The 26764-nt window shown below is 45.9% G+C and carries 29 protein-coding genes and 2 pseudogenes; 28 read left to right on the top strand and 3 right to left on the bottom strand.

All coding sequences use genetic code 11. The features are described 5' to 3' along the window. Positions 1-10 precede the first annotated feature (10 nt). The 5 genes from KNO76_RS00465 to KNO76_RS00445 are packed head-to-tail and all read left to right on the top strand — an operon-like array spanning position 11 to position 4865. Complete coding sequence (locus KNO76_RS00465; protein ID WP_214881395.1) at positions 11-2260, top strand: DEAD/DEAH box helicase; 2250 nt, start codon at positions 11-13, stop codon at positions 2258-2260. After that, on the top strand, positions 2257-3420 hold the full coding sequence (locus KNO76_RS00460; protein ID WP_214881392.1) for a ribonuclease H-like domain-containing protein: 1164 nt from the start codon (positions 2257-2259) through the stop codon (positions 3418-3420). Before KNO76_RS00465 ends, KNO76_RS00460 begins: the two co-directional genes overlap by 4 nt. Beyond that, positions 3417-3962 (top strand): SLOG family protein, encoded by a 546-nt coding sequence (locus KNO76_RS00455; protein ID WP_214881389.1) that lies wholly within the window; start codon positions 3417-3419, stop codon positions 3960-3962. The genes KNO76_RS00460 and KNO76_RS00455 overlap by 4 nt, the downstream gene beginning before the upstream one ends. Before the next feature lie 4 nt (positions 3963-3966). Then, on the top strand, positions 3967-4263 hold the full coding sequence (gene gpsB / locus KNO76_RS00450; RefSeq protein ID WP_483297381.1) for a cell division regulator GpsB: 297 nt from the start codon (positions 3967-3969) through the stop codon (positions 4261-4263). A 26-nt stretch (positions 4264-4289) separates the two neighbouring features. Continuing rightward, a complete protein-coding gene (locus KNO76_RS00445) occupies positions 4290-4865 on the top strand; it encodes an NERD domain-containing protein (protein WP_214881383.1) in 576 nt (191 codons plus the stop codon). A gap of 35 nt (positions 4866-4900) precedes the next feature. Here the strand turns inward: KNO76_RS00445 and KNO76_RS00440 are convergent, their stop codons facing one another. Further along, positions 4901-5188, bottom strand: a complete 288-nt coding sequence (locus KNO76_RS00440) for a hypothetical protein (RefSeq protein WP_026826134.1) — start codon at positions 5186-5188, stop codon at positions 4901-4903. Between the two features lie 95 nt (positions 5189-5283). Between KNO76_RS00440 and KNO76_RS00435 the strand changes: the two genes are divergently transcribed. Continuing rightward, positions 5284-5535, top strand: coding sequence for a hypothetical protein (locus KNO76_RS00435; RefSeq protein ID WP_026826133.1), 252 nt, complete (start codon positions 5284-5286; stop codon positions 5533-5535). A gap of 50 nt (positions 5536-5585) precedes the next feature. On the opposite strand, the gene KNO76_RS00430 is transcribed toward KNO76_RS00435, so the two are convergent. Continuing rightward, a complete protein-coding gene (locus tag KNO76_RS00430; RefSeq protein WP_214881380.1) occupies positions 5586-7124 on the bottom strand; it encodes an FAD-dependent monooxygenase in 1539 nt (512 codons plus the stop codon). A gap of 112 nt (positions 7125-7236) precedes the next feature. Between KNO76_RS00430 and KNO76_RS00425 the strand changes: the two genes are divergently transcribed. The 13 genes and pseudogenes from KNO76_RS00425 (at position 7237) to KNO76_RS00365 (ending at position 18703) form a co-directional block, all read left to right on the top strand. After that, positions 7237-7860 (top strand): NUDIX hydrolase, encoded by a 624-nt coding sequence (locus tag KNO76_RS00425; protein WP_235181848.1) that lies wholly within the window; start codon positions 7237-7239, stop codon positions 7858-7860. 40 nt (positions 7861-7900) lie between these two features. Further along, positions 7901-8101 (top strand): DUF2187 family protein, encoded by a 201-nt coding sequence (locus KNO76_RS00420; RefSeq protein WP_026826130.1) that lies wholly within the window; start codon positions 7901-7903, stop codon positions 8099-8101. Positions 8102-8118: 17 nt separating this feature from the next. Then, entirely contained in the window at positions 8119-9303 is a 1185-nt protein-coding gene (locus tag KNO76_RS00415) for a DUF2157 domain-containing protein (protein WP_214881993.1), read from the top strand. Beyond that, positions 9300-9752: a GDYXXLXY domain-containing protein gene (locus KNO76_RS00410; RefSeq protein ID WP_214881375.1), complete on the top strand. Its 453-nt coding sequence runs from the start codon at positions 9300-9302 to the stop codon at positions 9750-9752. Before KNO76_RS00415 ends, KNO76_RS00410 begins: the two co-directional genes overlap by 4 nt. A 238-nt stretch (positions 9753-9990) precedes the next feature. Continuing rightward, positions 9991-10710: a 3D domain-containing protein gene (locus KNO76_RS00405; protein WP_251127826.1), complete on the top strand. Its 720-nt coding sequence runs from the start codon at positions 9991-9993 to the stop codon at positions 10708-10710. Positions 10711-10818: 108 nt separating this feature from the next. Continuing rightward, a pseudogene (locus KNO76_RS00400) lies at positions 10819-11535 on the top strand (ABC transporter ATP-binding protein); the annotation flags it as partial. A gap of 10 nt (positions 11536-11545) precedes the next feature. After that, positions 11546-13051, top strand: coding sequence for an ABC transporter permease/substrate-binding protein (locus tag KNO76_RS00395; protein ID WP_214881369.1), 1506 nt, complete (start codon positions 11546-11548; stop codon positions 13049-13051). Continuing rightward, entirely contained in the window at positions 13048-13920 is an 873-nt protein-coding gene (locus KNO76_RS00390; protein ID WP_214881367.1) for a diacylglycerol/lipid kinase family protein, read from the top strand. Before KNO76_RS00395 ends, KNO76_RS00390 begins: the two co-directional genes overlap by 4 nt. 121 nt (positions 13921-14041) lie before the next feature. Beyond that, entirely contained in the window at positions 14042-15394 is a 1353-nt protein-coding gene (locus tag KNO76_RS00385) for a sodium-dependent transporter (RefSeq protein ID WP_214881365.1), read from the top strand. Between the two features lie 197 nt (positions 15395-15591). Then, the gene (locus KNO76_RS00380; protein WP_214698322.1) at positions 15592-16314 is read left to right on the top strand and encodes a 5-bromo-4-chloroindolyl phosphate hydrolysis family protein; all 723 of its coding nucleotides are present in this window, start codon (positions 15592-15594) and stop codon (positions 16312-16314) included. Further along, positions 16298-17527 (top strand): toxic anion resistance protein, encoded by a 1230-nt coding sequence (locus tag KNO76_RS00375; RefSeq protein ID WP_026826121.1) that lies wholly within the window; start codon positions 16298-16300, stop codon positions 17525-17527. The genes KNO76_RS00380 and KNO76_RS00375 overlap by 17 nt, the downstream gene beginning before the upstream one ends. A gap of 51 nt (positions 17528-17578) precedes the next feature. After that, the gene (locus KNO76_RS00370) at positions 17579-18154 is read left to right on the top strand and encodes a deoxycytidylate deaminase (protein ID WP_026826120.1); all 576 of its coding nucleotides are present in this window, start codon (positions 17579-17581) and stop codon (positions 18152-18154) included. Between the two features lie 198 nt (positions 18155-18352). Then, complete coding sequence (locus tag KNO76_RS00365; protein ID WP_026826119.1) at positions 18353-18703, top strand: hypothetical protein; 351 nt, start codon at positions 18353-18355, stop codon at positions 18701-18703. Positions 18704-18850: 147 nt separating this feature from the next. Here KNO76_RS00365 and hisJ read toward each other — a convergent pair whose 3' ends face one another. Next, positions 18851-19669, bottom strand: a complete 819-nt coding sequence (gene hisJ / locus KNO76_RS00360; RefSeq protein WP_214881363.1) for a histidinol-phosphatase HisJ — start codon at positions 19667-19669, stop codon at positions 18851-18853. Between the two features lie 111 nt (positions 19670-19780). Here hisJ and KNO76_RS00355 point away from each other — a divergent pair, with 111 nt between their 5' ends. The 9 genes and pseudogenes from KNO76_RS00355 (at position 19781) to hisIE (ending at position 26731) form a co-directional block, all read left to right on the top strand. Next, positions 19781-20704 carry an ATP phosphoribosyltransferase regulatory subunit gene (locus KNO76_RS00355; protein WP_214881361.1) on the top strand — a complete coding sequence of 308 codons (924 nt, stop codon included), beginning with the start codon at positions 19781-19783 and terminating at the stop codon, positions 20702-20704. Then, positions 20701-21309, top strand: coding sequence for an ATP phosphoribosyltransferase (hisG, locus tag KNO76_RS00350; protein ID WP_214881358.1), 609 nt, complete (start codon positions 20701-20703; stop codon positions 21307-21309). Before KNO76_RS00355 ends, hisG begins: the two co-directional genes overlap by 4 nt. Next, a complete protein-coding gene (gene hisD, locus KNO76_RS00345; RefSeq protein WP_214881352.1) occupies positions 21306-22523 on the top strand; it encodes a histidinol dehydrogenase in 1218 nt (405 codons plus the stop codon). The genes hisG and hisD overlap by 4 nt, the downstream gene beginning before the upstream one ends. Next, positions 22520-23536 (top strand): pyridoxal phosphate-dependent aminotransferase, encoded by a 1017-nt coding sequence (locus tag KNO76_RS00340; protein ID WP_214881349.1) that lies wholly within the window; start codon positions 22520-22522, stop codon positions 23534-23536. Before hisD ends, KNO76_RS00340 begins: the two co-directional genes overlap by 4 nt. Continuing rightward, a complete protein-coding gene (gene hisB, locus KNO76_RS00335; protein ID WP_214881347.1) occupies positions 23523-24110 on the top strand; it encodes an imidazoleglycerol-phosphate dehydratase HisB in 588 nt (195 codons plus the stop codon). The genes KNO76_RS00340 and hisB overlap by 14 nt, the downstream gene beginning before the upstream one ends. Beyond that, a complete protein-coding gene (gene hisH, locus KNO76_RS00330) occupies positions 24107-24694 on the top strand; it encodes an imidazole glycerol phosphate synthase subunit HisH (RefSeq protein WP_214881344.1) in 588 nt (195 codons plus the stop codon). The genes hisB and hisH overlap by 4 nt, the downstream gene beginning before the upstream one ends. After that, on the top strand, positions 24672-25385 hold the full coding sequence (locus KNO76_RS00325) for a 1-(5-phosphoribosyl)-5-[(5-phosphoribosylamino)methylideneamino]imidazole-4-carboxamide isomerase (protein WP_214881340.1): 714 nt from the start codon (positions 24672-24674) through the stop codon (positions 25383-25385). The genes hisH and KNO76_RS00325 overlap by 23 nt, the downstream gene beginning before the upstream one ends. Continuing rightward, positions 25378-26145: an imidazole glycerol phosphate synthase subunit HisF gene (gene hisF / locus KNO76_RS00320; RefSeq protein WP_214881337.1), complete on the top strand. Its 768-nt coding sequence runs from the start codon at positions 25378-25380 to the stop codon at positions 26143-26145. Before KNO76_RS00325 ends, hisF begins: the two co-directional genes overlap by 8 nt. After that, positions 26094-26731 (top strand): annotated as a pseudogene (hisIE, locus tag KNO76_RS14220) (bifunctional phosphoribosyl-AMP cyclohydrolase/phosphoribosyl-ATP diphosphatase HisIE). Before hisF ends, hisIE begins: the two are co-directional and overlap by 52 nt. Positions 26732-26764: the final 33 nt, after the last annotated feature.

Raw genomic sequence — 26764 nt, 5'->3', positions numbered from 1 at the left:
AGGTGAATTGATGCGGAAATCACGCTCCGTTGAAGAGATGATTCAAGAATTAAAAGAAGACCCGAGCTTTGCGAAAAACGTACGACATTGGCATACGGTCGATGCGCGCCCAGCACAATATGCGCCCATCCCGGAGCAAGTACCAGAACAATTGACAAACGTATTGAAAAGTCGGGGAATTGAGCAACTGTACACGCACCAAGCTGAAGCTGTGAAACAAACGGCTGCCGGTCATTCGACTGTGATTGTAACGCCTACTGCCTCTGGTAAGACGCTCTGTTATAACTTGCCTGTCTTGTCAAAGATGATTGAAAAACCGACTGCACGCGCACTATATCTGTATCCGACAAAAGCCCTTGCCCAAGATCAGAATAGTGATTTAATGGAGATGGTCGAGGCACTCGAGGGCAACTTACGATGCTTCACGTATGATGGAGATACATCTCCGGCCGCCCGCACGAAAGTTAGAGATGCAGGGAATATTGTTATTACCAATCCTGACATGTTACATTCGGGAATTTTACCACACCATACGAAGTGGATTCGTCTATTCGAAAACTTAGAATACATCGTTGTCGATGAGTTGCATACGTATCGTGGTGTATTCGGCAGTCATGTGGCGAACGTGTTTCGCCGCTTAAAACGAATTTGTGCCTACTATGGAAGTCATCCGAAATGGATTATGACATCAGCGACTATCGCGAACCCGCGTGAACTTGCTGAATTGTTAACGGAAGAAGAAGTTGTATTGGTTGACCGGAACGGCGCACCACAAGGTAAGAAACATCTTGTCTTCTATAATCCACCTGTCGTCAATGAAGCGCTTGGGATTCGTCGGAGTGCGACGCTCGAGACGAAACGCATCGCCTCAAAATTCGTGGAAGCGAACATTCAAACGATTGTGTTCACCCGATCACGTGTACGTGTCGAGGTATTATTGACTTATTTACAGGAACTGACGCGACGAGAACTTGGTCCAAAATCGATTGTCGGCTATCGAGGGGGGTATCTTCCGTCTGAACGCCGTGAGATTGAACGGCGCTTAAGGAATGGTGAAATAAAAGCTGTTGTTTCAACAAATGCTCTAGAACTTGGTGTTGATATCGGTCAATTGCAAGCGTGTGTCCTGAATGGTTATCCAGGCACTGTCGCTTCGCTATGGCAACAGGCAGGTCGGGCCGGACGACGTCATTCGGAGTCGCTTGTGGTGTTTGTGGCATCATCTTCTTCCCTTGACCAGCTTGTCGTCGAACAACCAGATATGATTTTAGACCGTTCACCGGAAGCTGCCCGTTTAGACCCGAACAACCTCATTATTTTAGTCGACCATATGAAATGTGCCGCATTCGAATTGCCGTTTCATAAAAGTGAACGGTTCGGGACGGTCGACCCGGAAGATATTTTAGAGTTTTTAGCGGATGCACAAGTGTTACATGAGCGGGCCGATAAATATTATTGGATGACGGATTCCTTCCCAGCGCATGACATCTCGCTTCGGACGAGCGATCAAGAAAATGTTGTCATTGTCGATCAAACCGCAAAACATCAAGTGATCGGCGAAATGGACACGTTCAGTGCGATGACACTATTGCACGATGAGGCGATTTATTTGCATGGTGCCGAGCAGTATCAAGTCGAGAAGTTAGATTTTGAAGAAAAAAAGGCATTTGTACGCCGAGTCGATGTTGATTACTATACGGATGCGAATTTGGCCGTGGAATTAAAAGTGCTAGAAGAGAACAAGACAGATGGTGTGAAAACGTTCGGAGAAGTTTCTGTCATCGCGATGGCCACGCTCTTTAAAAAAATCAAGTTCGGGACGCATGAGAATATCGGGTCTGGCCCGATTCATCTTCCGGAGCGAGAACTGCATACGACGGCGACATGGTTCACATTGGATGAACGCTTTGCCTATTCGGAGGCTGATCTCGAAGATCAACTTGAAGCGGTCAGTGATTTACTCAGACGGCTTGCGCCGCTCTATCTCATGTGTGATACGCTCGATTTATTTACAACCATTCAAATGAAGTCGACTCACACGACTAAACCGACCGTTTATTTATACGACCGCTATCCGGGTGGCATCGGTCTTAGTGAGGCACTCTATAAAGATGCAGACGAGGTACTTGAAGCAGCGGAACGAACGGTATTCGACTGTCCGTGTGAGAGCGGATGCCCTCGCTGTGTCGGTATGATTGGATACGGGGACTTCAAACAGCAAGTCATCCGTCAGTTACAAGCATTGAAAGGATCGTTATGAAAGCAAAGTTATCTAGATTAATTAAAACGAAAGAACCTGTTGAACCATCACGCGTCTCCTCACCTGATGAAGTGGAGCAGCAAAAATGGATTGAACAGGGTGGGGAAATTTTAACGTTCGAAGGAGAATGGTGTGTTCGTCTCCGAACTACGTATCCGCTTGATAAGATGTACCACGACTTTGCGTTCGGAGATGCAAGAATTATGATGCATCGAACCGAGCATCCTTTCTTTACGGTCGACCTAGAGCCTGAACAAGTCCTGTTTATGGATACGGAGACGACCGGGTTGCGTGGGTCTGGGACGTCGATTTTTTTAATCGGATTCGCGAGAATTCAAGCGGATCAACTTGAAATGATTCAATATGTCTTGCCTCATCCTGCCTTTGAAACTGCTTTTTACTATCATTTTTTACAGGATATCGGAGATGAGGTGCGGTTCGTCACTTATAACGGGAAGTCCTTTGACTGGCCACAAATCAAAACGAGACATACGTTTGTCAAATCACGGGTAAAAGCATTGCCTTCCGTCGGGCATGTTGATCTACTACATGCTGCAAGACGGTTGTTGAAACCGAGATTAGAATCGGTGTCGCTCAAAGCAGTTGAAACGTATTTCGGTCACGGACGGACAGACGATTTACCTGGTTTTTTAGCCCCGATGCATTATTTTCAGTACGTCAAAGAACGGAACCCAGAGATACTATCGCCGGTCCTTGAGCACCATCATGCGGACTGTTTGAGCCTTGTTTCTCTTTACACACGACTCAGTCAACTCGTCACGACTCCCGAGACAGATTTCGGAGAAGAACGTGCGCATTGGTTACATGACCTTGGGGAACAGGAAAGTGCACTCAAAGAGTTTGAACAACTTTCGAGTCCTTCGAAGCGAGCCGTCATGCGACAAGCGATGTTATTGAAGCGAACGGGTCGCATGGAGCAAGCAATCCCGTTATTTGAGTCGCTGCAGACGGTCGAAGGCTATGTCGAACTTGCCAAGTATGCAGAGCACAAGCAAAAGGACGTGGAACTCGCGATTGATTATACGGAGCGGGCCATGGAACTGCTCGAAAAAAAACGTACGGTTTTGCGTCAAACGATTGTACGAGAGAAAGACGAGCTAGAACATCGCCGTGCCCGTCTAGAAAGGAAGCGATTATGAAAGTAGTAGCCGTTACAGGATATCGTCCTCATGAACTGGGCATCTTTAAAGCGGACCATCCAGGAATTGAAATCATTCAGGAAGCTTATCGTAAAAAGATACTCGAAGTCATCGAACTGGGCGCCGAGTGGTTTATTTTTAGTGGAACGAATGGTTGTGAATTATGGGCTGGACAAGTATTGTTAGAGTTAAGAGAAACGTACCCGATTAAAATTGCAGTATTTCCTCCGTTCTTAAATATGGTTGAACGGTATAAGCCGTTCGAACAGGAATTGTTTGCACAGCTGCAACTTGAAGCGGACTTTTTTGAACCGTTGACACAGCGGCCGTACGAAGATCCGAGTCAACTACGCGCTAAAACTGCATTCTTTTTAGACAAAGCAGAAGGATTGATTACCTTATACGACGAAGAAACGGAGGGAAGTCCCCGCTTTTTAGTCGATGGGGCTCGGCGAAAGTCCACTACGGAGGTCTTTCTCATCACACAGGAAGATTTACGTGTCATCGAGGAAGAAAAACAATGGGAACAACAATGGGAGTGATATGATGCAAACCGAATTAACGGCAGAAGCAATTTATAAACAAGAATTTAAAACGGCACTACGAGGTTATTCGCAAGAAGAAGTTGATCAATTTTTAGACGTGGTCATCCGGGATTATGAAAAAATGATGAAAGAAATCCAACGTCTTCAAAAAGAAAATGACTCATTGCGTTGCGAGCCTGCACCTGTTGCGGAACCTGCTAAACCGGCACAGCCGGTTGCGTCTAACTATGACATGCTGCGCCGTATCTCAAATTTAGAAAAAGCGGTCTTTGGTAAGCAAGTAGGGCCGAGTGAATAATCAATAATGAATAGGGGGTGGAGTCAATGTTGCAAGTGTTAACGGCCACGGAGAAACAACCTGTCAAACAACAGACAAAAAAGCTGTTTCGTACGAAAGAAGAAGTGATGAAGGCACCGACAAGCTATACAGATCGTCTCGTCGAGAACATCAGACAAACATGTCGATTTGACTGGATGATGATTGAACAAGTCGAATTTGGCGAGGATCTCGTTCATTACGTGCTCGTCGGGCCGAAAGGTGTATTCTTGATTCAATTAAATCGAACTCCAGCCCCTGTCCATTTGACGAACCGTGAGTGTCGGACGGAGACGTCTATGGGATGGAAGCACATCTATCCACATCCTGTCACGGAGCTAGAGCGAATGACTAAACAAGTGCGGTCACGGTTGAAGAAAGAGTGTGGACAAGCGATTCCGGTCTATTCCTTCTTGATCTTCCCGGAGACGGAACAGTTGAAGCTCAAGCGGGTCAAGGCCAATTGTGGCGATTCTTTCACACTCGTCGATCAGGTCATCAGCAAAACGACTCTTGAAACGTTGACGGAGCCGCTCGTCAAACAAATCGCTTACTACTGCTCAGAAAGACAGATACATAAATAAGAAGATGGCCGAGTGAGATGCATTCGGCCATCTTCTTATTTTAAAAGTTCTCTTGCTTTTGCGGCATCATCTCGATGTACGAATAGCGCGACACGATCGTCTAAATTTTTAGCGAGCGGTTTTAACAATTTACCGGTCGGAAGTCCTTGTTCGATACGACATGTGATTTCCTGTTCTGTCAGGTAATGATAATCAGCTAATAACTCTTCGCCCTGTTTCCCGAACGCTTCACCGAAGCGAACCCATTTTAAGTTGCGAATCGTACGAATCGTGACTAAAATGATGAACAAGATGGCGAGCACAATAATGAGTAATGTTTCCAACGCATTCAACCCCTTCTTTACACAAGTTTAATAGGGTGACGAGTTGAAAGCAATACGAACGGAACGTTATACTAAAATGGAAAAGAGAGGATTATATGAAAAAACCGATTCAATCGAGACGAGAGGCGATCTCGCTCTTAGAAAACCAGCAAGTACTCTACGTTCGGATTCATAATGGACAAACGGGCATGATCAAGTTGACGGAGGAAGGCATTATCGTCGCCATCCCGAATGAAGAGACTGACAAGGTTGACTTTCGCAAGCTAGAAGACATCGAGGCATTCGAAGCATTCTACGATTTGACGCTCTCGAAACCTGGTATTCTGTATGTGAATGTTGAAGAGTAAATGACATGGAGAGCTTCACCAATTTGGTGAAGCTCTCCATTTATACACCCTTAAGATGGTGGAAGCCAGACAGCCAACTTGTCCTGTAACGGTTTTAGACGGACGTGGTGTTGCTTGTGCAACAAATAGCCGTCCGGACGGATGACTAGAATACCACGTTTCATGAAGAGTGACTTGGCAAGCTCATTCCCTTGGTCGAAAAATGGACGGCTTGTCTTGGACAATGAGATAGTCTGAAGGAACGGGTAATACTCATTTAAGTATTCATAGATTGGCGTCAAATCACGTTTGCCATCGTCAAATACGAGCACTTGAAAGCGCCCATCGGCGATTTCTGAAATCTTCGTCCGAAATCCATCGTCGGTTCGTAAAATTTCAGTCTCTGGGAATATTTTTCCTTCGGCGACGCGACGAAACGGCATACGCAACGCTTTTGGGTACGATAGATGAAGTTGCGAGATTCGTTCCGTGATCTTTTGATTGACGAGATTGACTCGTGTGAAGACATCAGCCCCGATCGCTTGAAACGGTAATAGCATCGGGAGTGTCGTCTGGAGCATCTCAGTTGCGAAATTCGTCGTCTGTAGAACATTCCTTGCCACATACTCACGCTCATTCCGATACGTCGAGACGACTTGATGCGGTGCGCCTGTCTTCAAATGGAGCCATAGCTTCCAACCTAAGTTGAATGCATCCGCAATCCCGGTGTTCATCCCTTGTCCCCCGACCGGTGAATTGATATGAGCGGCATCGCCCATTAGGATGATGCGATTATGGATGAACGTATCGACCATTCGATTATGAACCCGAAAGAGCGAGAACCATTCGACATCGTGTATGCGAACTGGCATATGGCTACGTTGTTCCACAAATTGTTGAAGGTCCGATTCGACGAACGACTCATCGGTCCGTAAGTTTCCCGTGATTCGAATCGTTTCATCCGTGAGTGGAAAGACCTCGAGTACTCCTCGATCCGAGAAGAAAATATGCACCTCTTCACGAGAAATGGGCCAATCTGCTTTCAAATCTGCTAATACCCACGCCTCTTTAAACGACTTCCCACTGAATGGGAGAGCGAGCATTCGACGGATGGAACTATTGGCGCCATCTGCAGCAATGACATATTTAGCTTCGACAGAACGATGAGCTCCGTCTTCAGCAGTCAAATGTGCGATCGTCCGCGATGGATATTGTGTGATGGAAGACAGTGACTCTCCGCGTCTCACTGCGTGGCCATGTTTTAGCAAGGCACACTCTAAAATTTCTTCTGTTTCATTTTGACGCAGCAGTGTCACGAACGGATACGGAGTGACAAGCTTTGAAAATTCGAGCTTTGCCGTCCATTGACCTGAGAAATAGAGATTTCCCCGCTCAATCGTACGGGCCCGTTCGAGTACTTCTTGGGCGACGTCTAATCGAGAAAACACCTCAATTGTCCGTGGTTGAATCCCGATGGCTCGAGAATTATCCGACGGGATCGTCTTTCGGTCGATGATTTGAAATGAGACGCCATATCTTGCCAAGGTCAGTCCGAGGGTAAGGCCGGTAGGTCCGGCTCCGACGATTAGTACATCCACTTGTTCATTCAAAGTGATCAACTCCTATCATTAATAATGATATTTCCGACATTAGCAGCGATTAAACGAAAAGTAGGGTATAGAACGGTATAGGATATTCGATGATGGAAGGTGAGTGAACAGTGTGCAGCCATTGATTAATGAAGACCAAATTCGAAATAGCTTTACAATGGAAGAAGATTACGAACAGACAGCAGCGGTTTTGATTCCGCTCGTAGAAATAGAGAAGGAATGGCATGTCGTCTTTGAAGTACGTGCCCATACGATGCGGCAGCAGCCCGGCGAAATTTCTTTTCCGGGAGGACGACTTGAAAAAGGAGAAACACCTGTTGAAGCCGCCGTTCGAGAAACGTGTGAGGAATTAGAGATTACTTCTGGTCAAGTTGAAGTCATCGGTAAATTAAGGCCACTTGCCACACCCCATCGACAATTGATTTATCCGTTTGTCGGGATGTTGTCACGGCTTCCAACTGCACAGGGAACGGATGAAGTTGATCATTTATTTACCGTTCCTTTATCTACATTACTTATGATAGACCCGTTCCATGGTGAGATGGAGTGGACGATGAACCCAGATCAAAATATCCCACTTGATCGCTTGGCAAATGCTAAAGCGTACGAAAAACGGGTAATTAAAATGAAAGAACCCTTTTATGAACACGATGACTACATCATTTGGGGGCTTACTGGAAAATTTTTGACACAATTTATTCAACGCATAAAAGAAAACGTATTCAAACCGACATAATTTCGTTATAATGATAGAAACAAATTTAGATTGGAAGTGAATGGGTGTGTCTGAAGAATTCCTCGTAGGTGATATCGTGAAGTCGACTCGTGAAGGATGGGTTGCTGAAGTGACCGCCGTACTGACCAATACCGTGATCGCAGACGTATCGATTATGGAAGAATTTCAACAACTCGGGCTCGAGTTTGAAAAACAAGTTTTATTAAAATCAGAATTAGAATTGATTGAACGCGCCAGCTGACCTTTTTTTTGAAAGGGATGATTGAGGTGTCCATTGACAAAAAAGTTCGTGAATGGCAAGAAGCGGGATTGTTAGATGAATCGACCGGTAAAAGACTAGTCGACTATGAACATAAACAACGGGCGGCTAGTGAGCGAAACAATCACAAGCCGCCCGTTTTAGTTATTGTCGGGTCGATTTTATTAGCGCTCAGTCTATTTAGCTTCGTCGCAGCCAATTGGCAGGCGATCCCCGACCTTTTAAAGATTGGACTATTTCTTCTTTTTATGGTTGGATTTTATGTGTTTGCCGAACGAGTTCGCTTGAAAACCCCGAGGTATGTCATATTATTACGCGTGTTAGGATTCGTTTTTTTTGTGGCGACCATGGCGGTCATCTTTACGACGTATAATCTGTCGGGGCAGTTGACCTTGCTGTTTTGGATACTCTTCACGATGGCAGTCCTTCACCGAATCATGTATAAGCACGTCATCTTTTCCATCATCTCCGCTATCACTGCGTTCATGGCTGTCACAAACAGTTTCGAAGGCATCGGGTTGACGTTAATTGGATTTGCACTCATCGTGACATGGGTATGGTTCCATTTTGTGGAAGAATCGTTAGATCGGACGTTTGCTTGGCTTACCTTTTACGGATTATTTAACATCTTTGGTCAATATGTGGACTATGAAGGTAGACTATGGCCACTTTGGTCTCTTGTTATCCTCCATGTGCTTCTCTTGTTTTATCGAAAACAAGCCGGGTGGCAATCTATATATCTGTTTGTCGCAGCTGTTTTGTCGATTGGATATTTAGTAAATGTAACGGGAAGCTGGCTTTCTCAAAGACCACCATCCATTCTTGAGGCAACACTCCTTTCTATTTCATTCGTTGCGATCTATTTAATCCATCGTCGAAACGACCTTTTGTGGGTATGCTTTCTTGCTGTAATCCCATTTGCGCTATTCGAAGATTCAGGTGTGTTATTGGCAGTGATGATCGAAGTCATTGCACTCACGTACCTCGTTCGCCAAGATATGACGAGACAACCCACCATCTTCGCCTTTATCTATTTTTTAGTCGTCCAAATGACGATTTATTTCATTTATGTTTGGGACCGTTTGGATGTATCCCTCTTCTTCTTAATTGGTGCACTGATCGTCTTTGCGTTGTCACTCGGATTATGGTGGCGTAATCGTACAAGAAAGGGTGTGACGACATGAAACGGTTGTCTATGTGGGTCATTCCGGCCGTACAAGTTATGATTGCCATTTTGTTTGTCATCCTCGTCTATGCCATCTCATGGGTAGGGGAAACGTACACGTTTAAGGGAACTTCGTTTGAACCGTTCGATCCATATTTTGGAGACTCGATCTATCTTGAATTTGACGAGTTTGAAGGACGACAAAATGTGGAGGCGGGTACGGTTTACGTCTCGTTCGAGCAAGGGGAAGACGGATTTGCTGTGATTGACCGAGTTGAGTCAAAACCGTTTCTCGGAGGAGTACGGGCGAACTATTATGACCGTATTCTTTATATAGAAGAAATGGGGTCGTATCGTGTCCCTCAAGATGAAATGGATGCGGTCGAAGGTGAAAATTCTTTTACGGTTCAAGTCGATGTTGCGCCGTGGGGGATGCTCAGATTGCATGATTTGAAGCCAATTGAATAAGTGAAGAGCATGACAGGGAGATTACAGATTTGTTACAAGTGTTATTGTAACGAATCTGTAATTTTTATGTGAAACCTTGCAATAGCAACGTTTTTCGCAATTGTTACAATTTGTAACCACTTTTTATGTCATATGTCAGGATTATTTCACTTCGATAAAATAGCTACTCCAAGATGACGTGTCGTGGTAAATTAACATCTGTTCGTTACATAACGAGAAAGGTGATGACCTTACTACGATGAAATTGATTAAATATATGATAGTAATTGGAACCGCGATGATGGGAATGTTCACATTCATGAATCAAGCAGATGCTGCTCAGATCGGAATCGGGACAGAACAGAAAATCGTTCAAAATCCACTTGAATTAGAACGACAAGCGATTGAAGAAGAGAGGCAAAAGGAAATCGCTCGCCAAAAGAAAATTGCCGAAGAGAAACGCTTAGCTGAAGAGAAACGTTTAGAAGCAGAACGTCTCGCTGCAGAGAAAGCGAAGGAAGAAGCAGAGAAGGCGAGACTAGCTAAACTTGAAGCAGAGCGTAAGGCAGAAGAAGAACGTAAAGAAGCGGAAAGAGTGGCGGCACAAAAGGCAGCGGCTTCTTCAAACAAGAACGCTACGGCATCACCAGTGTCTACGACAACGAGAAAAAAAGTCATTACTGTCGAATCGACAGCTTACTCAAACGATGTTGCTGACAATAAGGCGTATGGGGGTCGTGTTTTGACTGCGACTGGTCATGACGTGACTGATTCGATTTATTATAACGGCATGCGAATTATCGCCGTCGACCCTTCTATCATTCCATTAGGTTCAAAAGTGCATATTCAAGGTGTTGGTGATGCAATCGCCCTTGATACCGGTGGCAGAATCAAAGGACATATTGTTGATTTATTGGTCGATTCAAAACAGGATGCGATCCAATGGGGTCGTCGACATATCCAAGTCACTCTTTATTAATTTTAAAGGTTCTCTATTCAGGAGAGCTTTTTTTTGTTTAACAAAGCATGGAAAAGGGCAAAATACTATTTGAATTTCCATTTTGGAAATAGTCGAGGAGGGATTACGTTGATTGAGTTTCGGGATGTATCAAAACGTTATGAAGACGGGACATTGGCCGTCAAAGAGTTAAGCTTAACAGTTCAAAAGGGAGAAATCTTTATATTGATTGGTCCTTCAGGTTGTGGCAAGACTACAACAATGAAAATGGTGAATCGGTTAATCGATCACACAGATGGAAAAATATTGATCGATGGAAAAGAAATCTATCAATTTGATATTTACGAGTTACGTCGTAATATCGGATATGTGTTACAACAAATCGCACTATTCCCACACTTGACAGTAGAAGAAAATATTTCTGTCGTTCCTGAACTATTAAAATGGAAGAAGGATCGAACAAAAGACCGCGTGACAGAGTTGATGAAAATTGCCGGTCTCGATCCGAAATTACGTGCCAAAAAACCTTCAGAGCTATCAGGAGGTCAACAGCAACGAGTTGGTGTATTGCGTGCCCTAGCGGCAGACCCAGAAGTCATTTTGATGGACGAACCTTTCTCAGCACTTGACCCGATTAGCCGCGGACAATTGCAAGACGACATCAAACGATTGAATGATGAACTAGGAAAGACGATTCTCTTTGTCACACATGATATGCAGGAAGCGATGAAGCTCGGTGATCGTATCGCATTGATGCGTGATGGCGAATTGATGCTTGTCGGTACGCCAGAAGAGATATTGGCAAGCGATGACCCATTCGTCTTGGAATTTACACAACGTGGAAGAGGTGAGCTGGATGTTTGAGACGTTCCAAAATAGACAAGGACAGCTTGTCGAGGCACTGATTGAGCACTTACAGCTCTCTGTCGTATCACTTTTAATCGCCGTTTTGATTGCCGTACCGTTAGGAATCTGGCTGACGCGTCGTAAAAAAATTGCTGAAACCGCTATTGGTGTTACTGCCATCATTCAAACGATTCCTTCTCTTGCTTTGCTCGGGTTGATGATTCCGCTCGTAGGAATCGGTGCATTACCTGCAATCATTGCGCTCGTCTTATACGCGCTTCTTCCGATTTTACGGAATACGTTTACAGGTTTGAACGAAGTAGATAAATCATTACTTGAAGCAGCAAGAGCTTGTGGAATGAAGCCGAATCAGAGTTTGATGAAAGTCGAACTTCCGCTTGCTCTCCCTGTCATAATGGCTGGTATTCGAACTGCCATGGTCCTTATCGTAGGAACAGCGACACTCGCTGCCCTCGTTGGAGCGGGTGGGCTTGGTACATTAATTTTGCTTGGGATTAACCGAAATGACAATTACTTAATTTTACTTGGGGCCATACCGGCTGCTATTTTAGCACTATTGTTTGATTTCTTGTTGCGTCAGATGGAAGGTGCAACAGCATCTCGCAATAAAACGAAATTGATTGCCGTCTCAACCGTACTCGCCTTGATTATCATCACTCCGCTCGCATTCGGTCGCTCACAGGAGACGGATTTAGTCGTCGCCGGAAAACTTGGACCTGAGCCTGAAATTTTGATGAATATGTATAAGTTGTTAATTGAAGAAGAAACGGATCTGTCCGTATCAGTGAAACCGAACTTTGGTGAAACGACATTCGTATGGGGTGCTCTGAAATCTGGTGATGTCGATATCTATCCGGAATTTACTGGTACGGCACTCGCTAGTCTCGTAAAAGAGTCACCTGGGTCAAATGATGCACGCGAGGTGTACGAACAAGCGAGAGATGCACTTGCAGAAGACGGGTATGTGATGCTTGAGCCGATGCAGTTTAATAATACGTATGCACTTGCTATTCCACGTGAATATGCAGAAGCAGAGGACATTACTGCGATTTCAGATTTACGAAACGTGGAATCAGATATTAAGGCAGGGTTCACCCTTGAATTTACAGATCGTGAAGATGGATATCCTGGTCTTCAAGATGAATATGGATTTGATTTCCCATCCGTTGTGTCGATGGAGCAAAAGTTGCGTTATCGTGCCATTTCTCGAGGAGACGTCAATCTAGTTGATGCCTACGCAACTGACCCTGATATTGCCGAAAATGACTTGGTCGTTTTAAAAGACGATCGACAGTTCTTCCCACCTTATCAAGGGGCACCCCTCTTGAAAGAAGAGACACTTGAAGAATATCCAGAAATCGAAGATGCCCTTAATCAACTCGCTGGAAAAATCACGGACGAACAGATGTCTGAATTGAACCGACGTGTCGCTTATGGAAATGAACGTGCATATGACGTAGCGAAAGACTTCTTAGAGCAGGAAGGGTTATTATGAGAGCTTTGATTATTTCGAATCCGAAGTCTGGTACGAGCAAGACGATGCTCGGGGAGGTCATTGGAACGATTGAATCGCTCTATGAAGAAATCACCATCAAGAAGACGCAAGAAATTGGGGATGCACTCCGATTTTCCTCAGAGAGTGGACCTTTCGACCATCTCATCGTGATTGGTGGGGACGGTACGCTGAATGAAGTAGTGAACGGATTGATGACGTTAGAGCGCGAGGAGCGACCTACCGTAGGCATCATTCCGGCCGGGACATGTAATGATTTTGCGCGAGCGCTCGAACTCCCAATTCAACCGACACAAGCTGCAAATGTCATTAAGTCGAAACATACGCAACAAGTAGACGTCATTCAAGTGGATGAGATGTATGCTCTCAATTTTGTCGGGATTGGATTGATTGCCGATACATCACGACAAATCGACCCAGATGAAAAGGAATCCCTAGGGTCAATCGGCTACTTTTTAGCGACGATTCGACAATTTCGTGAAGCGGATCCGTTTGAAATCCGGTTATATCGAAAAGATGAGCTGCTCTATGAAGGCGATGTAAGTTTTCTCTATATTGGAAACGGTAGCTACCTCGGGACAGTCCCGACGAAGCTTGAGACACAGTCCTTTTCTGATGGACTGTTAGAGGTTGTTCACAGTTCATCAATCGGGTTTCCGATGATTCGACAACTTTTGGCGCAGCAACTCGGTCTCGATCAAAAATCCCCCGAGTGGAATCACTTTCAGGCTTCTCATGTGAAAGTAGAATTGAGTCAACCTCAAATTATCGATATCGATGGTGAACATTTCGAATCCGAACAATTGTCCGTCCAGATTCAAGAGAATGCAGTAACATTTTTAACGCCATAAAGCATCAACAGAGAAAAGTATTCAGACTTTTCTCTGTTTTTTGTTGTCCTGATTGTTGAACCGTGTTAGTATTTCACTATTATTATGAAAATGAAATGAAAAACAGGAAGTAGGGGTAACCATGGCGCAAAATTCATTCGCCTCAAAAATTGGATTCATTTTAGCTGCCGCAGGTTCGGCGATTGGTCTAGGTGCAATATGGAAATTTCCGTATGTCACTGGAACTAGTGGGGGCGGTGCCTTTTTACTCATGTTTTTGGCGTTCACGTTATTACTTGGTCTACCATTATTGATTGGGGAGTTCATCGTTGGACGTTCGACTCAAAAGACAGCACTTCTTGCCTTTAAACAATTGGGACATGGACGATGGAGCATCATCGGCTATCTTGGTGTCATTGCCTGTTTCTTGTTGCTTTCCTTCTATAGTGTTATTGGAGGATGGGTCCTCATTTACATCGGACTCGGTTTGAGCGGAACATTAAATGGACAAAGTGCTGACGAATTTGGTGATGTCTTTGGAAGTGTCGTGTCAACACCTGAAATCGCCGTCATCGGACAGTTTTTATTTCTCACGATTACGCTTTTGATTGTCTTACGTGGGGTAGAAGCGGGAATTGAACGGATGAGCAAGATTTTAATGCCGTTATTGTTCATCAGTTTTATAGTCCTCGTTGTCCGCTCATTGACACTTGACGGGGCGATGGAAGGGGTCCGCTTCTTCTTACAACCTGACTTCTCTGCTCTCACAGGGGAATCGGTCTTATTTGCCCTTGGACAAGCCTTCTTCTCCTTATCTCTAGGGGTGGCTGCGATGCTGACATATGCATCTTACATTAAGACGAAAGGGACGCTGAATCGTTCCGCGAACATGATTGTTCTATTGAATATTACCGTTTCGCTCCTAGCAGGTCTTGCCATCTTCCCGGCAGTCTTTGCTTCAGGATTAGACCCAGCTGAAGGACCGGCATTGCTCTTCGTCGTCCTACCGGCGGTCTTCAATCAAGTTCCGCTCGGTGGATTTTTCATGGTATTGTTCTTCTTATTATTCGCATTCGCTTCAATCACGTCTTCGATTGCGATGTTAGAGGTCGTCGTCGCGGGTGTGACCGATCGTCTGAATGAAAAGAAACCGACATGGTCGAAGAAACAAGTAACGGTTACAGTCGCCTTGCTCGTCTTCCTCGTCGGTGTGCCTTCTGCGCTGTCATTTGGGTTATTGAGCGATCTACACATCTGGAACGGGCGAACGTTCTTCGACACGATGGATTACCTCGTCAGTTATATTTTAATGCCGGTCGGAGCATTCTTAACGTCAATCTTTGTTGGTTATGTAGTAGACCAACGTATTTTAAAAGAAGAGATTCAAACATCTCAGCCAGGTATGAAGCTTTATCCAATCTGGCATGCACTCATACGCTATGTTATACCGGTGACAGTAGGAATCGTCATGGTATCCACGTGGCTTAACACATAATTGAGGAACCGTAGGCTCTCGAGTCTACGGTTTTTTTCGTCTCGCAACGGGAATGAAGTCGATATAGGTAGTTGTTTCTACACCTGTGGACGGAGGAAACAAAGACTTTTATTATGCTAAAATGATAGAGGTGACGAAACTTTTTTTGATCGGTTTCGTAATGTACAATAGAAGTAACATGAGATGAGGTGATAAGAATGAAAACATGGATGAAATGGGCCCTGACTGGGGCAGTCATATACTTTGCCATCAACGTATTCGATTTCTCCTGGTTATTCATTATAGTAGGGGCGCTCGTCTTGAACGAAGTCTGGTCAACGAATAAGCGCAAAAACCGTCAGCGAACACCGACAACGGTCGCAAAACGGGCGAAGAAAAAACTGCTGCTTGATGAGGAAGAATCGTTCTCAGGCTCAAGAATCCTAAAACCGATTGAAGATCCTATCCCGGCACGTCAATTCGAGGCGACGGATGATTTAGAACTTCAATTCTTGCAACGGACGATTGAGCAAGGGTATGAGAAACTACAACAGATTGACCGTGTCTTGCCTGAAATCAAAGATGTAGAAGTAAGGCGAGAAATGAAAGCAGTGTCAAAAGAAGCGCATGAATTGTTCGAGGAACTTTTCGAAAATCCGCAAGACGCGAAGCATGTTCGAGACTTGTTCACATTCTACTTAGATTCCCTCGTCTCGGTCGTCTTGAAATTTAAAGAACTGGAAGGAAAACGGGTCATCATTCAAGAAGAAACTCGAGAACAATTAATAACGAATATGCGGCTAATTGTCGATAAATTTAAAGAACAGCGCGGACGTCTTCTTGAAGATGATGCAGTAGACTTTGAACGTGAACTGATTATGATGGAGCGAGTCTTATCTGATCAGCCGGAAGGGAGAAAAAAGCATGACTTCATCGAATGAAACGAACTGGCAGTCATGGCCGGAAGAAGAGCTGACATCTGATACAAAAACAAAAACTGAGGCAGAGGGGTTTAGCGATCCGTCTGTAGAGTGGTCATCTGTTTCGCAGGCAGAGGAAGTGCCTGCTATCCAAGCGAAGCCAGACGTCCCTCAAGAGCACCGTGAGCGCATCACGCGATTGGCTGAATCAATCGATATTAAAAAGACGGATTCGGTTATGTTGTTTGGGTCGAATGTCCAACGTGAACTGTCCCAATTCTCCGACCAAATTTTGACGGAAGTCCGAATGAAAGATGGCGGGGACGCCGGGAAACTTTTGTCAGATTTGATGCAAAACGTCCGAAAGATGGACCCGGACATGCTTCAACCGGAGAAGAAGAGCTTTATGGATAACATCCCGCTCATTGGCCGCGCAAAAAAGAAGGCTGAGAACTATAAACTTCAATTCGAAAAAATGAACGTCTATTTGGAAGAAGTCATCCACAATTTAGATCGTGCCAAGTTCGGTCTAATGAAAGATATCACGATGCTCGATCAAATGTATGACAAAAACAAGCGTTATTTCGAAGAATTAAACGTCTATATCGCAGCGGGTGAAACAAAGTTAGATCATGTACGTGAGCATGAGATTGCGCCACTGCGACATGAAGTGGAAGTTTCTAAAGACCAGTCGAAATTGCAACAATTGAACGACATGATTCAATTAGCGGACCGTTTTGAGAAGAAATTGCATGACTTAAAACTCAGTCGTACCATTAGCCTTCAAATGGCACCGCAAATTCGGGTCATTCAGCAGAATAACCAAATCCTTGCCGAGAAGATTGAATCGGCGGTCGTCAACACGATTCCGCTTTGGAAAAACCAGGTCGTTCTTGCGCTCAGCCTAACGCGTCAGAAGACGGCACTTCGTATGCAGCAGGACGTGACGAAGACGACAAACCAGTTGCTTGAGCAGAACTCGAAGATGTTGAAAGATTCTTCGATTGAAATCGCACAAGAAAATGAAAAAGGGATTGTTTCTGTTGAATCACTGAAAGTTGCTCACGAGAACTTACTCTCGACGTTGGATGAAACATTACGTATTCAACAAGAAGGGAAGCAAAAACGTCGTGACGCCGAGCGTGAACTCGACCGAATGGAGCACGAGCTTAAAGAGAAAGTCATCGAGATCGCCTCGAAAAATAAAGAACTGCCAAAAGACACTGGATACTAAGGGGGAAAGTCTGAGCAATCAGACTTTCCTTTTCTACGAGGAGGGACTTGTGTGGAGAAACAACGATTGTGGGACGAGACGTGGTTGCTGTTTGCCGATATGATGGCCGAGCGACACTCGAAGTGTGCATCCAAGAGCGTGGCATGTGTCATTGTGAAGGATGAAAAACCGATTTCGATTGGCTTGAACGGAACACCTTCCGGTCATACGAATTGTAATGAGATTTATATTAAAAAAGAAGAAGGATTTTATAAGCATGCGAACTATGTGACGTCGACGGACGTTGATATGATCAACGAACCAGCACGACTCATCCGTGACGGTGTGACATATATCAAATGTACGGACCCGTATGATCATCATCACTGGTCGAAACAACATGAAATCCATGCCGAAATCAATGCGATTGGAAAACTGGCTGCTGATTCGACGAACGCCTTCGGTGCGACCGCTTATGTCACCCATTCGCCATGTCACGCCTGTTCACTTGCCCTAATCGCCGCACGAGTCGCACGAGTCGTCTATGCGGTCGGTTACGAGCATGGCGACGGATTAGAATTGATGCGTGACAGTGGGATTGAAGTGCTACATATGCCACTAGAGAAAATGTACAAAAATACATTGTAAACGTTTTCATAAGGTGATATATTATTAATGTACTGCCAATGGTGTTTTACTCTTCCATTATTCGCCCCTCCACGGAGGGGCCTTTTTTTGTTCGAAATCAAGTGAGACAAACTTTACACATAATGTTCAATATTTCACAATATATACTCTGAAATCTCTTATATAATGAAAATAGATTCAGGAGAGGGGAAATTGTTTATGGAAAAACTTGTTCGCTTTACAGATGGTGCATATGAAGTAGAAGCCTTGATCACGCTCGAAGAAGTGTGGGAAGATAAATTTGCGATTGGCATGCGTAAAGAGTTGGCTGTCAAATCGTTGACGATTAACGGAAATGAAGTATCTGAGATTAAACATGTTCGAGCTTTACTTCGATATTATCCGACGCTTGGTGTATCAGGAATCTTGTTGGCGCTTGATAAGGCAGCCGCCGAAATTGTCGCTTTGTCGAAAGATCAGGACCCAGCACTACAATATGTTGAGCTCGTAGCCCTCCAAATGGATGAGGCATCTACGAACGATATAAAAACATTGTACGCAGCGATGTGATCTCAATTGGGTGAACAATTTCACCCAATTTTTTGCATCTATTTTTCTTTATGGTATGATGTTTACAGATGAAGAAATGGAATGCCATATCGTTGTCAACCATAAGCATGGGGATCTAGATAGCTAGATCGCTGTCAAAAGCTACGTTCATAGGAACGTGGCTTTTTTTTGTGCGATGATGTCGAATCCAGCCGCCACATCTTGAGCGAGATGTGCATCCGAACCTAATGTGAATGGGATATGTAACTCGCTGGCAGCTTTTGCGAGTCCTGCGACGTAAGGATCCCCGCAATCCGGTTTTCTGAGTCCGGCCGTGTTGAAGTCGAGTCCAAATCCTCGGTCAGCAATCACCTGTAAGAGTCGTTCTTCTTCCTTTTTTACTTCGGAACGCTTCCAGTCATAATTTTTTTGGTATTTGATTGGTAAATCAATGTGTCCAATCCGAGCGACGTTGATGTTTTCCCATGGGAATCCGAGACCACGTTCGATTGACTTATAATAAGCTTTCATCACATTTTCGAATGAGCCGAGTTTTGTGACGAGCTCATCAAACGTTTCAGCTGAAAAATCAATCGGCATGTATGTGCCATCTACATATAAGAAATGCTGTGACAAAATGACTTCATCAAACAATGGGGCATATGGTTCGAGTAACGCAATCGACTCTTCCTCAAGGTATGGCAACAAGTCGACCTCTAAACCAATTTTTAAGTCAATGACATCTTTATATTGTTCTTTCATCTGTCGAAGCGTATCAAGATAGTCAGGCAATCGATCGAGTGCCATCGCCGAGTCTTGATTTGGGACAGGGTCGACGAATGTACTCGGAAATGGTGCATGTTCCGTAAATGTCATCGTTTGCAGGCCTTTTTCGATTCCTACTTGAATATATTGTTCAAGTGGGTCTTTTGTACCGTGTGGACAAAATGGAGTATGCACATGTCCATCGTGGGTAAAATCAAACATTTTGTTACACGTCCTTTATAAGTTGATTGGTTGACAGGTATGATTGTATTTGATAAATTTAACACAATACTTTAGTTTGGTAAATTGATAATAAGATAAAGGGTGGTTGTCATGATTTGGTCAAATTCGAAAGGTTCAATTCCAGAAGGATGGTATGAACTTCAATCAGGAGATGTCATTCGACCAAAACGGTGGATGCTTTCATTTTTAGAAAAAGCAGAGGCGAGCGGTTATGCCGTGATTGACCCGCCTCTACTCGAATACTATTCACATTATCAAAATTTGGCACTCTTTGACGAGTCGGCCTATTATCGATTGTTTGGGAATGGCGGGGAACTCCTCGTCATGCGCCCTGACTATACACTGCAAATCGCAAGAAAGCTAGCAGACGGTCATGAACCGATGCGTGTCGCTTACGCTGGTGCCGTCTATCGTCGGACGGTCAAACATTCTGGACAACCGCATGAACGGCAACAGCTTGGACTCGAGTGGGTCGACGGCGAAGAGAAGGATCATCATCTCATCGAATCATTTCTCGATATGACGGAAGGAGTCCTCCCTACGGATCGATTAACGATCAAAATCGGTTCTGCGGCCGTCATCTCACTTATTGCAAAAGAAACAGGCGTTCAAGAGCGGACATTCCGTAAAATCTTGGCGATTCGCCATTTAGAATCGTTACGTGAATTAGCGGAGACATATCGTTATCCATTGATTGCGAAATTACCGTTTCTAATTGGAAATTCAGCGCTCGAGGAGTTGCGCACTCAAGCACCTGCTTCTTTAAAAGAGGCAATCGATGATGTCGATGAGGCGGTTCAACACTTACGCGCAATCGGTTTAGAGGTATCATACGATTTTGGTCAAACTGGTGATTTTGACTATTACTCTGGTTTGACCGTGACAGGAAGCGTCGAAGGGAAGCGTGTCCTGTCAGGAGGCCGATACGATTCACTCTATGGCCATTTCGGACAATCGAGACGAGCTTTCGGCATGTCGCTTGATTTAGAACAGTTAGATAAGGTGATCAAATGAAAGTAGCGGTCGCGAAAGGTCGGATTGAAAAAGCAGCCCGTCTATTTTTTGTTGAACGTGACTTACCCGTATGGCCAGAGAAACGGGGACGTGAGTTGACGGTACAAGCAGGAGATCATGAATTTATTTTCGTCAAAGGTGATGACGTCTATAAATATGTGATGCACGGAGCGGCAGATGTGGGGATTGTCGGTGGAGATATTTTACGGGAAAAAACGCCGGGTGTGCTCGAAGTCGTCGACTTGCCGTTCGGACGTTGTCGAATGGCCGTCTGTGGTCCAAAAGTTCGACGTAACGGAACGAAAAAATTAAAGGTAGCCAGTAAGTATCCGAACATCGCCATCTCACACTTTGCGTCGAAACGACAGAACGTAGAAGTGATCGCGTTGAATGGGTCGGTTGAACTCGCGCCTTTAACCGGACTCGCTGATTGCATCGTTGACATCGTTGAGACAGGGGCGACACTTGCCGCGAACGACTTAGAAGAATATGAGACTATTTTTTCAATCAATGCAAAATTCATTACGAGCGAAACGGCTTTGGCGGAACAGCCCGACGAATTGAAGGCATGGATTCGAAAGCTGAGTCAGGAGGAGAACGCATGAGTACTGAAACGAATCGATCACGGCGCGAAGCATGGGCCGAGGCCGTGAAACCAATCGTCGAATCGATCGAAGCCCGTGGAGACGAAGCGCTCCTTGAGTGGACGAAACAATTCGACGGTGTCGACAAAATTGAATCGGTTGATTTAGCCCGCTTTACCCCGCCAGCAGCGTATGCTGAACTGACGGAAGCTTTGACGTTAGCGGCGGAACGGATTCGTACGTTTCACGCGCATCAAGTACGGAATGAAGACGTGTTTGAAGATACGATGTTTCGACTTGGAAGACGCTATATGCCACTTGATTCGGTCGGTGTCTATGTACCGGGTGGGACAGCCGTATACCCATCGAGCGTGCTCATGAACATCATTCCGGCAAAAGTCGCCGGCGTCAAACGAGTCGTCATGGTCACGCCGCCGAAAGCAGATGGGATTGACATCTCGCTCTTGATTGCAGCCAAAATCGCGGGTGCTGATGAGTGTTTTCTTGTCGGAGGCGCGCAAGCCGTTGCTGCACTCGCATACGGAACGGAAACGATTCGTCCCGTCGATAAGATTGTCGGACCAGGAAATGCGTATGTCGCGACAGCGAAAGCGCTCGTGTCCCACATTGTCGGCATCGACTCCGTTGCGGGACCGTCCGAAGTGTTAATCATTGCCGATGAAACGGCGAACCCGAAGTGGGTCTCGGCTGACCTGCTCGCACAAGCGGAACATGACGTCGAGGCGACAGCGATTGCGCTCGTCACGACAGAGACGCTTCGTGATGAAGTGGAGCAAGAACTTGAACGACAGCTCGCGCTCTTACCACGACAAGACATCGCAAGAGAAGCGTGGAAACGTGGCGGCGTCTTTTATCGGAAAATCGAGGATGCGATCGAGTATGCGAATACGATGGCCGCGGAGCACGTCCAGTTGGCCGTCAAAGATCCGGAACAATTGATGAAGTCGATTCGTCACGGTGGATCGTTCTTCCTCGGTCACGAGGCAGCGGAAGCGTTCGGAGACTATATCGCTGGACCGAATCATGTCCTACCGACTAGCGGAACGGCTCGATTCTCAAGTGGACTATCGGTCGACGACTTTTATCGCCGCCAGACATTCCTTGAGATGACAGAACTCGATGAGACGATCACCAAAGCCGCTATTCGAATCGCCAAACAAGAACAATTAGAAGGACATGCCCGTGCGATGGCTGTTCGCATGGAGGGCATATGAGACGAAACTATCAAAATATCCCTCGCTATGTACCACATGCCGTGTCAGGATTCGCACTCAATCAAAACGAAAGCCAATATCCGTTACCAGAACGACTAGAGCGATCGATTCGAGACGTGTCACTTGGGGCGCTCAGTCGTTATCCGGTCGAAGAGTTGATTGCCTTAAAAGCGAGTTATGCCAACTATGCAGTAGTTGAGGCGTCACAACTCATGGTCGGAAGCGGAAGCGACGAACTGTTGGCGATTTTAAGTCAGGCAATCTTAGATACGGAGGACCACGTCCTAGCTCCGGCTCCAGACTTTTCGATGTATGGCATCTACACACAAATTGCGAGGGGGCAGTTCACACAACCTAATACGAACGGATTGAACTATGAGACATTCGTCGAGCTCATTCAAACGATCAAACCGAAGCTCGTCCTGATTTCAAATCCGAATAACCCGACCGGCAAGATGTGGACACTTGACGAATTGTCAGATATTGCGTCACGTGTTCCGTATCTCGTCGTAGATGAAGCTTATATCGATTTCACAATGCAGGACTCATTTGTATCTCGCTTGAACGAACATCCGAACGTCATCATCTTACGGACGTTATCGAAGGCGTTCGGTTTAGCGAACCTCCGGATTGGTTTCATGATTGCGTCAGAAGAAATCATTGAGCAGATTGATCGCTTCCGATCGCCGTTCAATGTCAGTGGACTCAGTGCCGCTGTCGCGAACGTCGTCTTACGAGATGAATCATATATTCAAGAATCGATCGAGTTCCATACGACACAACGTGAAAAATTGACGGACTTATTACGTCCAATCGGCGAGATTTTACCGAGTCGTGCCAACTTTATTTATGTCAAAACGGATGATAGTGAAGGATGGGCATCGCGCTTCCTTGAAAAAGGAGTTCATGTACGTGCGTTTCCGGATGGATTACGTGTCAGTGCAGGGATAGACGAGGCGTATGCCTATATCCGACAAACGATTGAAGAGGTGAATTCTGTTGAGAACAGCTGAACTAAAACGTGAAACGAAAGAGACGAAAATTGATATTCAATTAAATCTGGACGGAACGGGTGAAAGCTCTATTCAAACGGGGGTCGGTTTTTTTGATCACATGTTGACGTTGCTTGCCTTTCACAGTCAGATGGACTTACAAGTGAAAGTGGAAGGCGACACATGGGTCGATGCCCATCATACGGTGGAGGATGTCGGCATCGCACTCGGTCAGCTCATCGCTAAGTCACTCGGGGATAAGGTCGGGATTCGCCGCTACGGGTCGAGTTACATGCCGATGGATGAGACGCTAGCGCGAGCGGTCGTCGATGTATCGGGACGACCTTATCTCGTCTATCAGGCGGAGATTCGTAATCCAAAGCTTGGTGATTTTGATACCGAACTCGCTGAAGAGTTCTTTCGGGCCGTTGCCATGAACGGCAGGCTTACCCTTCATCTCGCCGTCCTTTACGGGTCAAATTCACATCACATGATTGAAGGGTTGTTTAAGGCGTTTGGTCGAGCGCTTGCCGAGGCGGTATCAAGCGATGGGACGAACCGACTCCCTTCTACGAAAGGATGGATCGAAGGATGAAAGTAGCGGTCATCGATTATGGCATGGGAAACGTGTTCAACGTCGAACGTGCCTTACAAGCCATCGGTTGCTATGTTGTGATCACGAACGATGCTAGCCAAATTGAAGAAGCGAATGCCATTTTACTTCCTGGGGTCGGTGCCTTCCCGCAAGCGATGCAATCGCTCGAACAGACGGGTCTGATCCCCTTATTGCAAAAGATGGCGACGGAAAAACCGTTTTTAGGGATCTGTCTTGGGATGCAGCTCTTGTTTGATACGAGCACGGAAGGCATGCCGACAAAAGGTCTCGGTTTAATCCCGGGGACGGTTGAGCGGATGCGTGCGAAGCGCCTTCCACACGTCGGATGGAATTCGATCCTACGCGATGAGGACGTCTATTTTGTCCACTCTTACCATGCCGTGACGGACGACGAATACATCGTGGCGGCGGCTGAATATATGGGTGAGAAAGTTCCGGCAATCGTTCAAAAAGGGCTCGTCACGGGCATGCAGTTCCACCCAGAAAAAAGTGGGACGTTCGGTCTCAGTTTACTTCAAGAATGGAAGGAGGCGGTTGAGCGTGAGATTACTACCCGCCATTGATTTAATCGGAGGGAAGATCGTCCGTTTGACGGAAGGTGATTTTTCGACAGAAGAACAATACGGTGACCCGTATGAGCTACTGAAAGAATGGCAAGGAAAAGTCCCGATGATTCACTTGATCGATTTAGAAGGGGCCAAAGCAGGCGAGCCGCGTCACTTAGACGTTGTCCGCTATGCGAAGTCTCTTGGCTTCCTCGTACAGACAGGAGGCGGGATTCGTTCAAAGGCCTCACTTGATGTGGTCATGGAAACAGGTGCGGACCGTGTCCTCTTAGGGACCAAGGCATTCACGGATTCTGACTTTTTGGATTGGGCCATTGAAAAGTTTGGCAAACGAGTCGCTGTGGCACTCGATGCCTATGACGGGAAAGTCGCCATCAACGGATGGCAGGAAGCGACAAAGCTCGATGACATCTCGGTCGCCCAAGACCTCGTCAAACGGGGCATCGAGACGATTCTTTATACGGACATCGGATCTGACGGAAAATTGAACGGACCGAACGTTTCTCGGATGAAGGCGTTACGTCAAATCGTCAACGTCACACTGATCGCCTCAGGCGGTGTGACGACAGAAGAGGACGTGAAGGAACTGAAGATGGCCAAGATTGATGAGGCGGTCGTCGGGAAAGCGCTCCTATCCGGTAAAGTGAGTATCGAAGAACTGATTGAATGGGAGGCGCGTTATGCTTAAACGCAGAATTATTCCATGTCTCGATGTGAAGGAAGGTCGTGTCGTCAAAGGGATTGAATTCGTGCAATTACGAGATATCGGGGACCCGGTCGAAATCGCGAAATATTACGATGAGTCCGGAGCCGATGAAATCGTCTTTCTCGACATCACGGCAAGTACGGAACGCCGCCAGACGATGCTCGATGTCGTCAGTGCGGTCGCACGAAAAGTATTCATTCCGTTGACGGTCGGTGGAGGGATTCGTTCGCTAGAGGATATCTCTTCACTGTTAAAAGCAGGAGCGGACAAAGTATCATTGAACACGCTCGCTGTCGAATCACCGAGTCTCATTCGTGAAGCTGCGGACTGTTTCGGATCACAATGTATTGTTGTTGCAATTGACGTAAAGTTTGAAGACGGCGAATACTACGTGTATACATATGGCGGCAAACAGAAAACCAAGCTGTTGGCAGTCGAATGGGTGAAACAAGTGGCAGCGCTCGGCGCGGGGGAACTTCTTGTCACGTCCATGAACCAGGACGGGAAGCAGAGCGGATATGACCTGGCAATTTTAGAACAACTGCGTGAAGTCGTCGACATTCCGATTATCGCGTCTGGTGGGGCGGGGAATGCGGAGCACGTAGTCGAGGCACTTAAGAAAGTCGACGCTGCTTTACTTGCCTCCATCTTACATGACCGAAAAACGACAGTAGAAGAGGTGAAGCACGTATGCACGAGTCACAACTTGCCGATGCGGTTCGTTTCGACGAAAATGGACTGATTCCCGCCATCATCGTCTCAAACGAAGACGGGGCAGTCCTCATGTTAGGATATATGAACGAGGAGGCGATTCAACAGACGCTTCGTGAACGGGTCGTCACGTTCTGGTCTCGTTCAAAAGGTCGGCTTTGGATGAAAGGAGAGACGAGCGGGAACACGCTTGATGTCGTCAGCATCCACGTCGACTGTGACCAGGATGCACTTCTCGTTCGTGTTCATGCGAACGGTCCGACGTGTCATACCGGAAATCGAAGCTGTTTCTTTACGGAGGTGAACGTATGATTAATGAATTGGAGCAATTGATTGAGTCCAGAAAAAATGAACCGAAAGAAGGTTCTTATACGACGTATTTGTTTGAACAAGGCGTCGAAAAAATAGCAAAGAAGTTCGGAGAAGAATCGTTCGAGGTCGTCATTGCTGCCATGACGGACGAAGACTTGGTCGAAGAGTCAGCAGACCTTCTATATCACCTGCTCGTCTTGTTGGCGGCTAAAGGGGTCCGCTTAGAGGATGTGGAAGCGCTACTCGCCAAACGTCACGGTACGACAACACCGGCGAAGACTCGTCGCGACGTCACAGAATGGTAAATGAAAGAGGAAGGAGACGTGCTCCTTCCTCTT

This window comes from Exiguobacterium sp. s101 (assembly GCF_018617835.1).
In the GTDB taxonomy this organism is placed as follows: Bacteria; Bacillota; Bacilli; order Exiguobacteriales; family Exiguobacteriaceae; genus Exiguobacterium; species Exiguobacterium marinum.
This window is presented reverse-complemented; position numbering and strand designations above follow the sequence as displayed.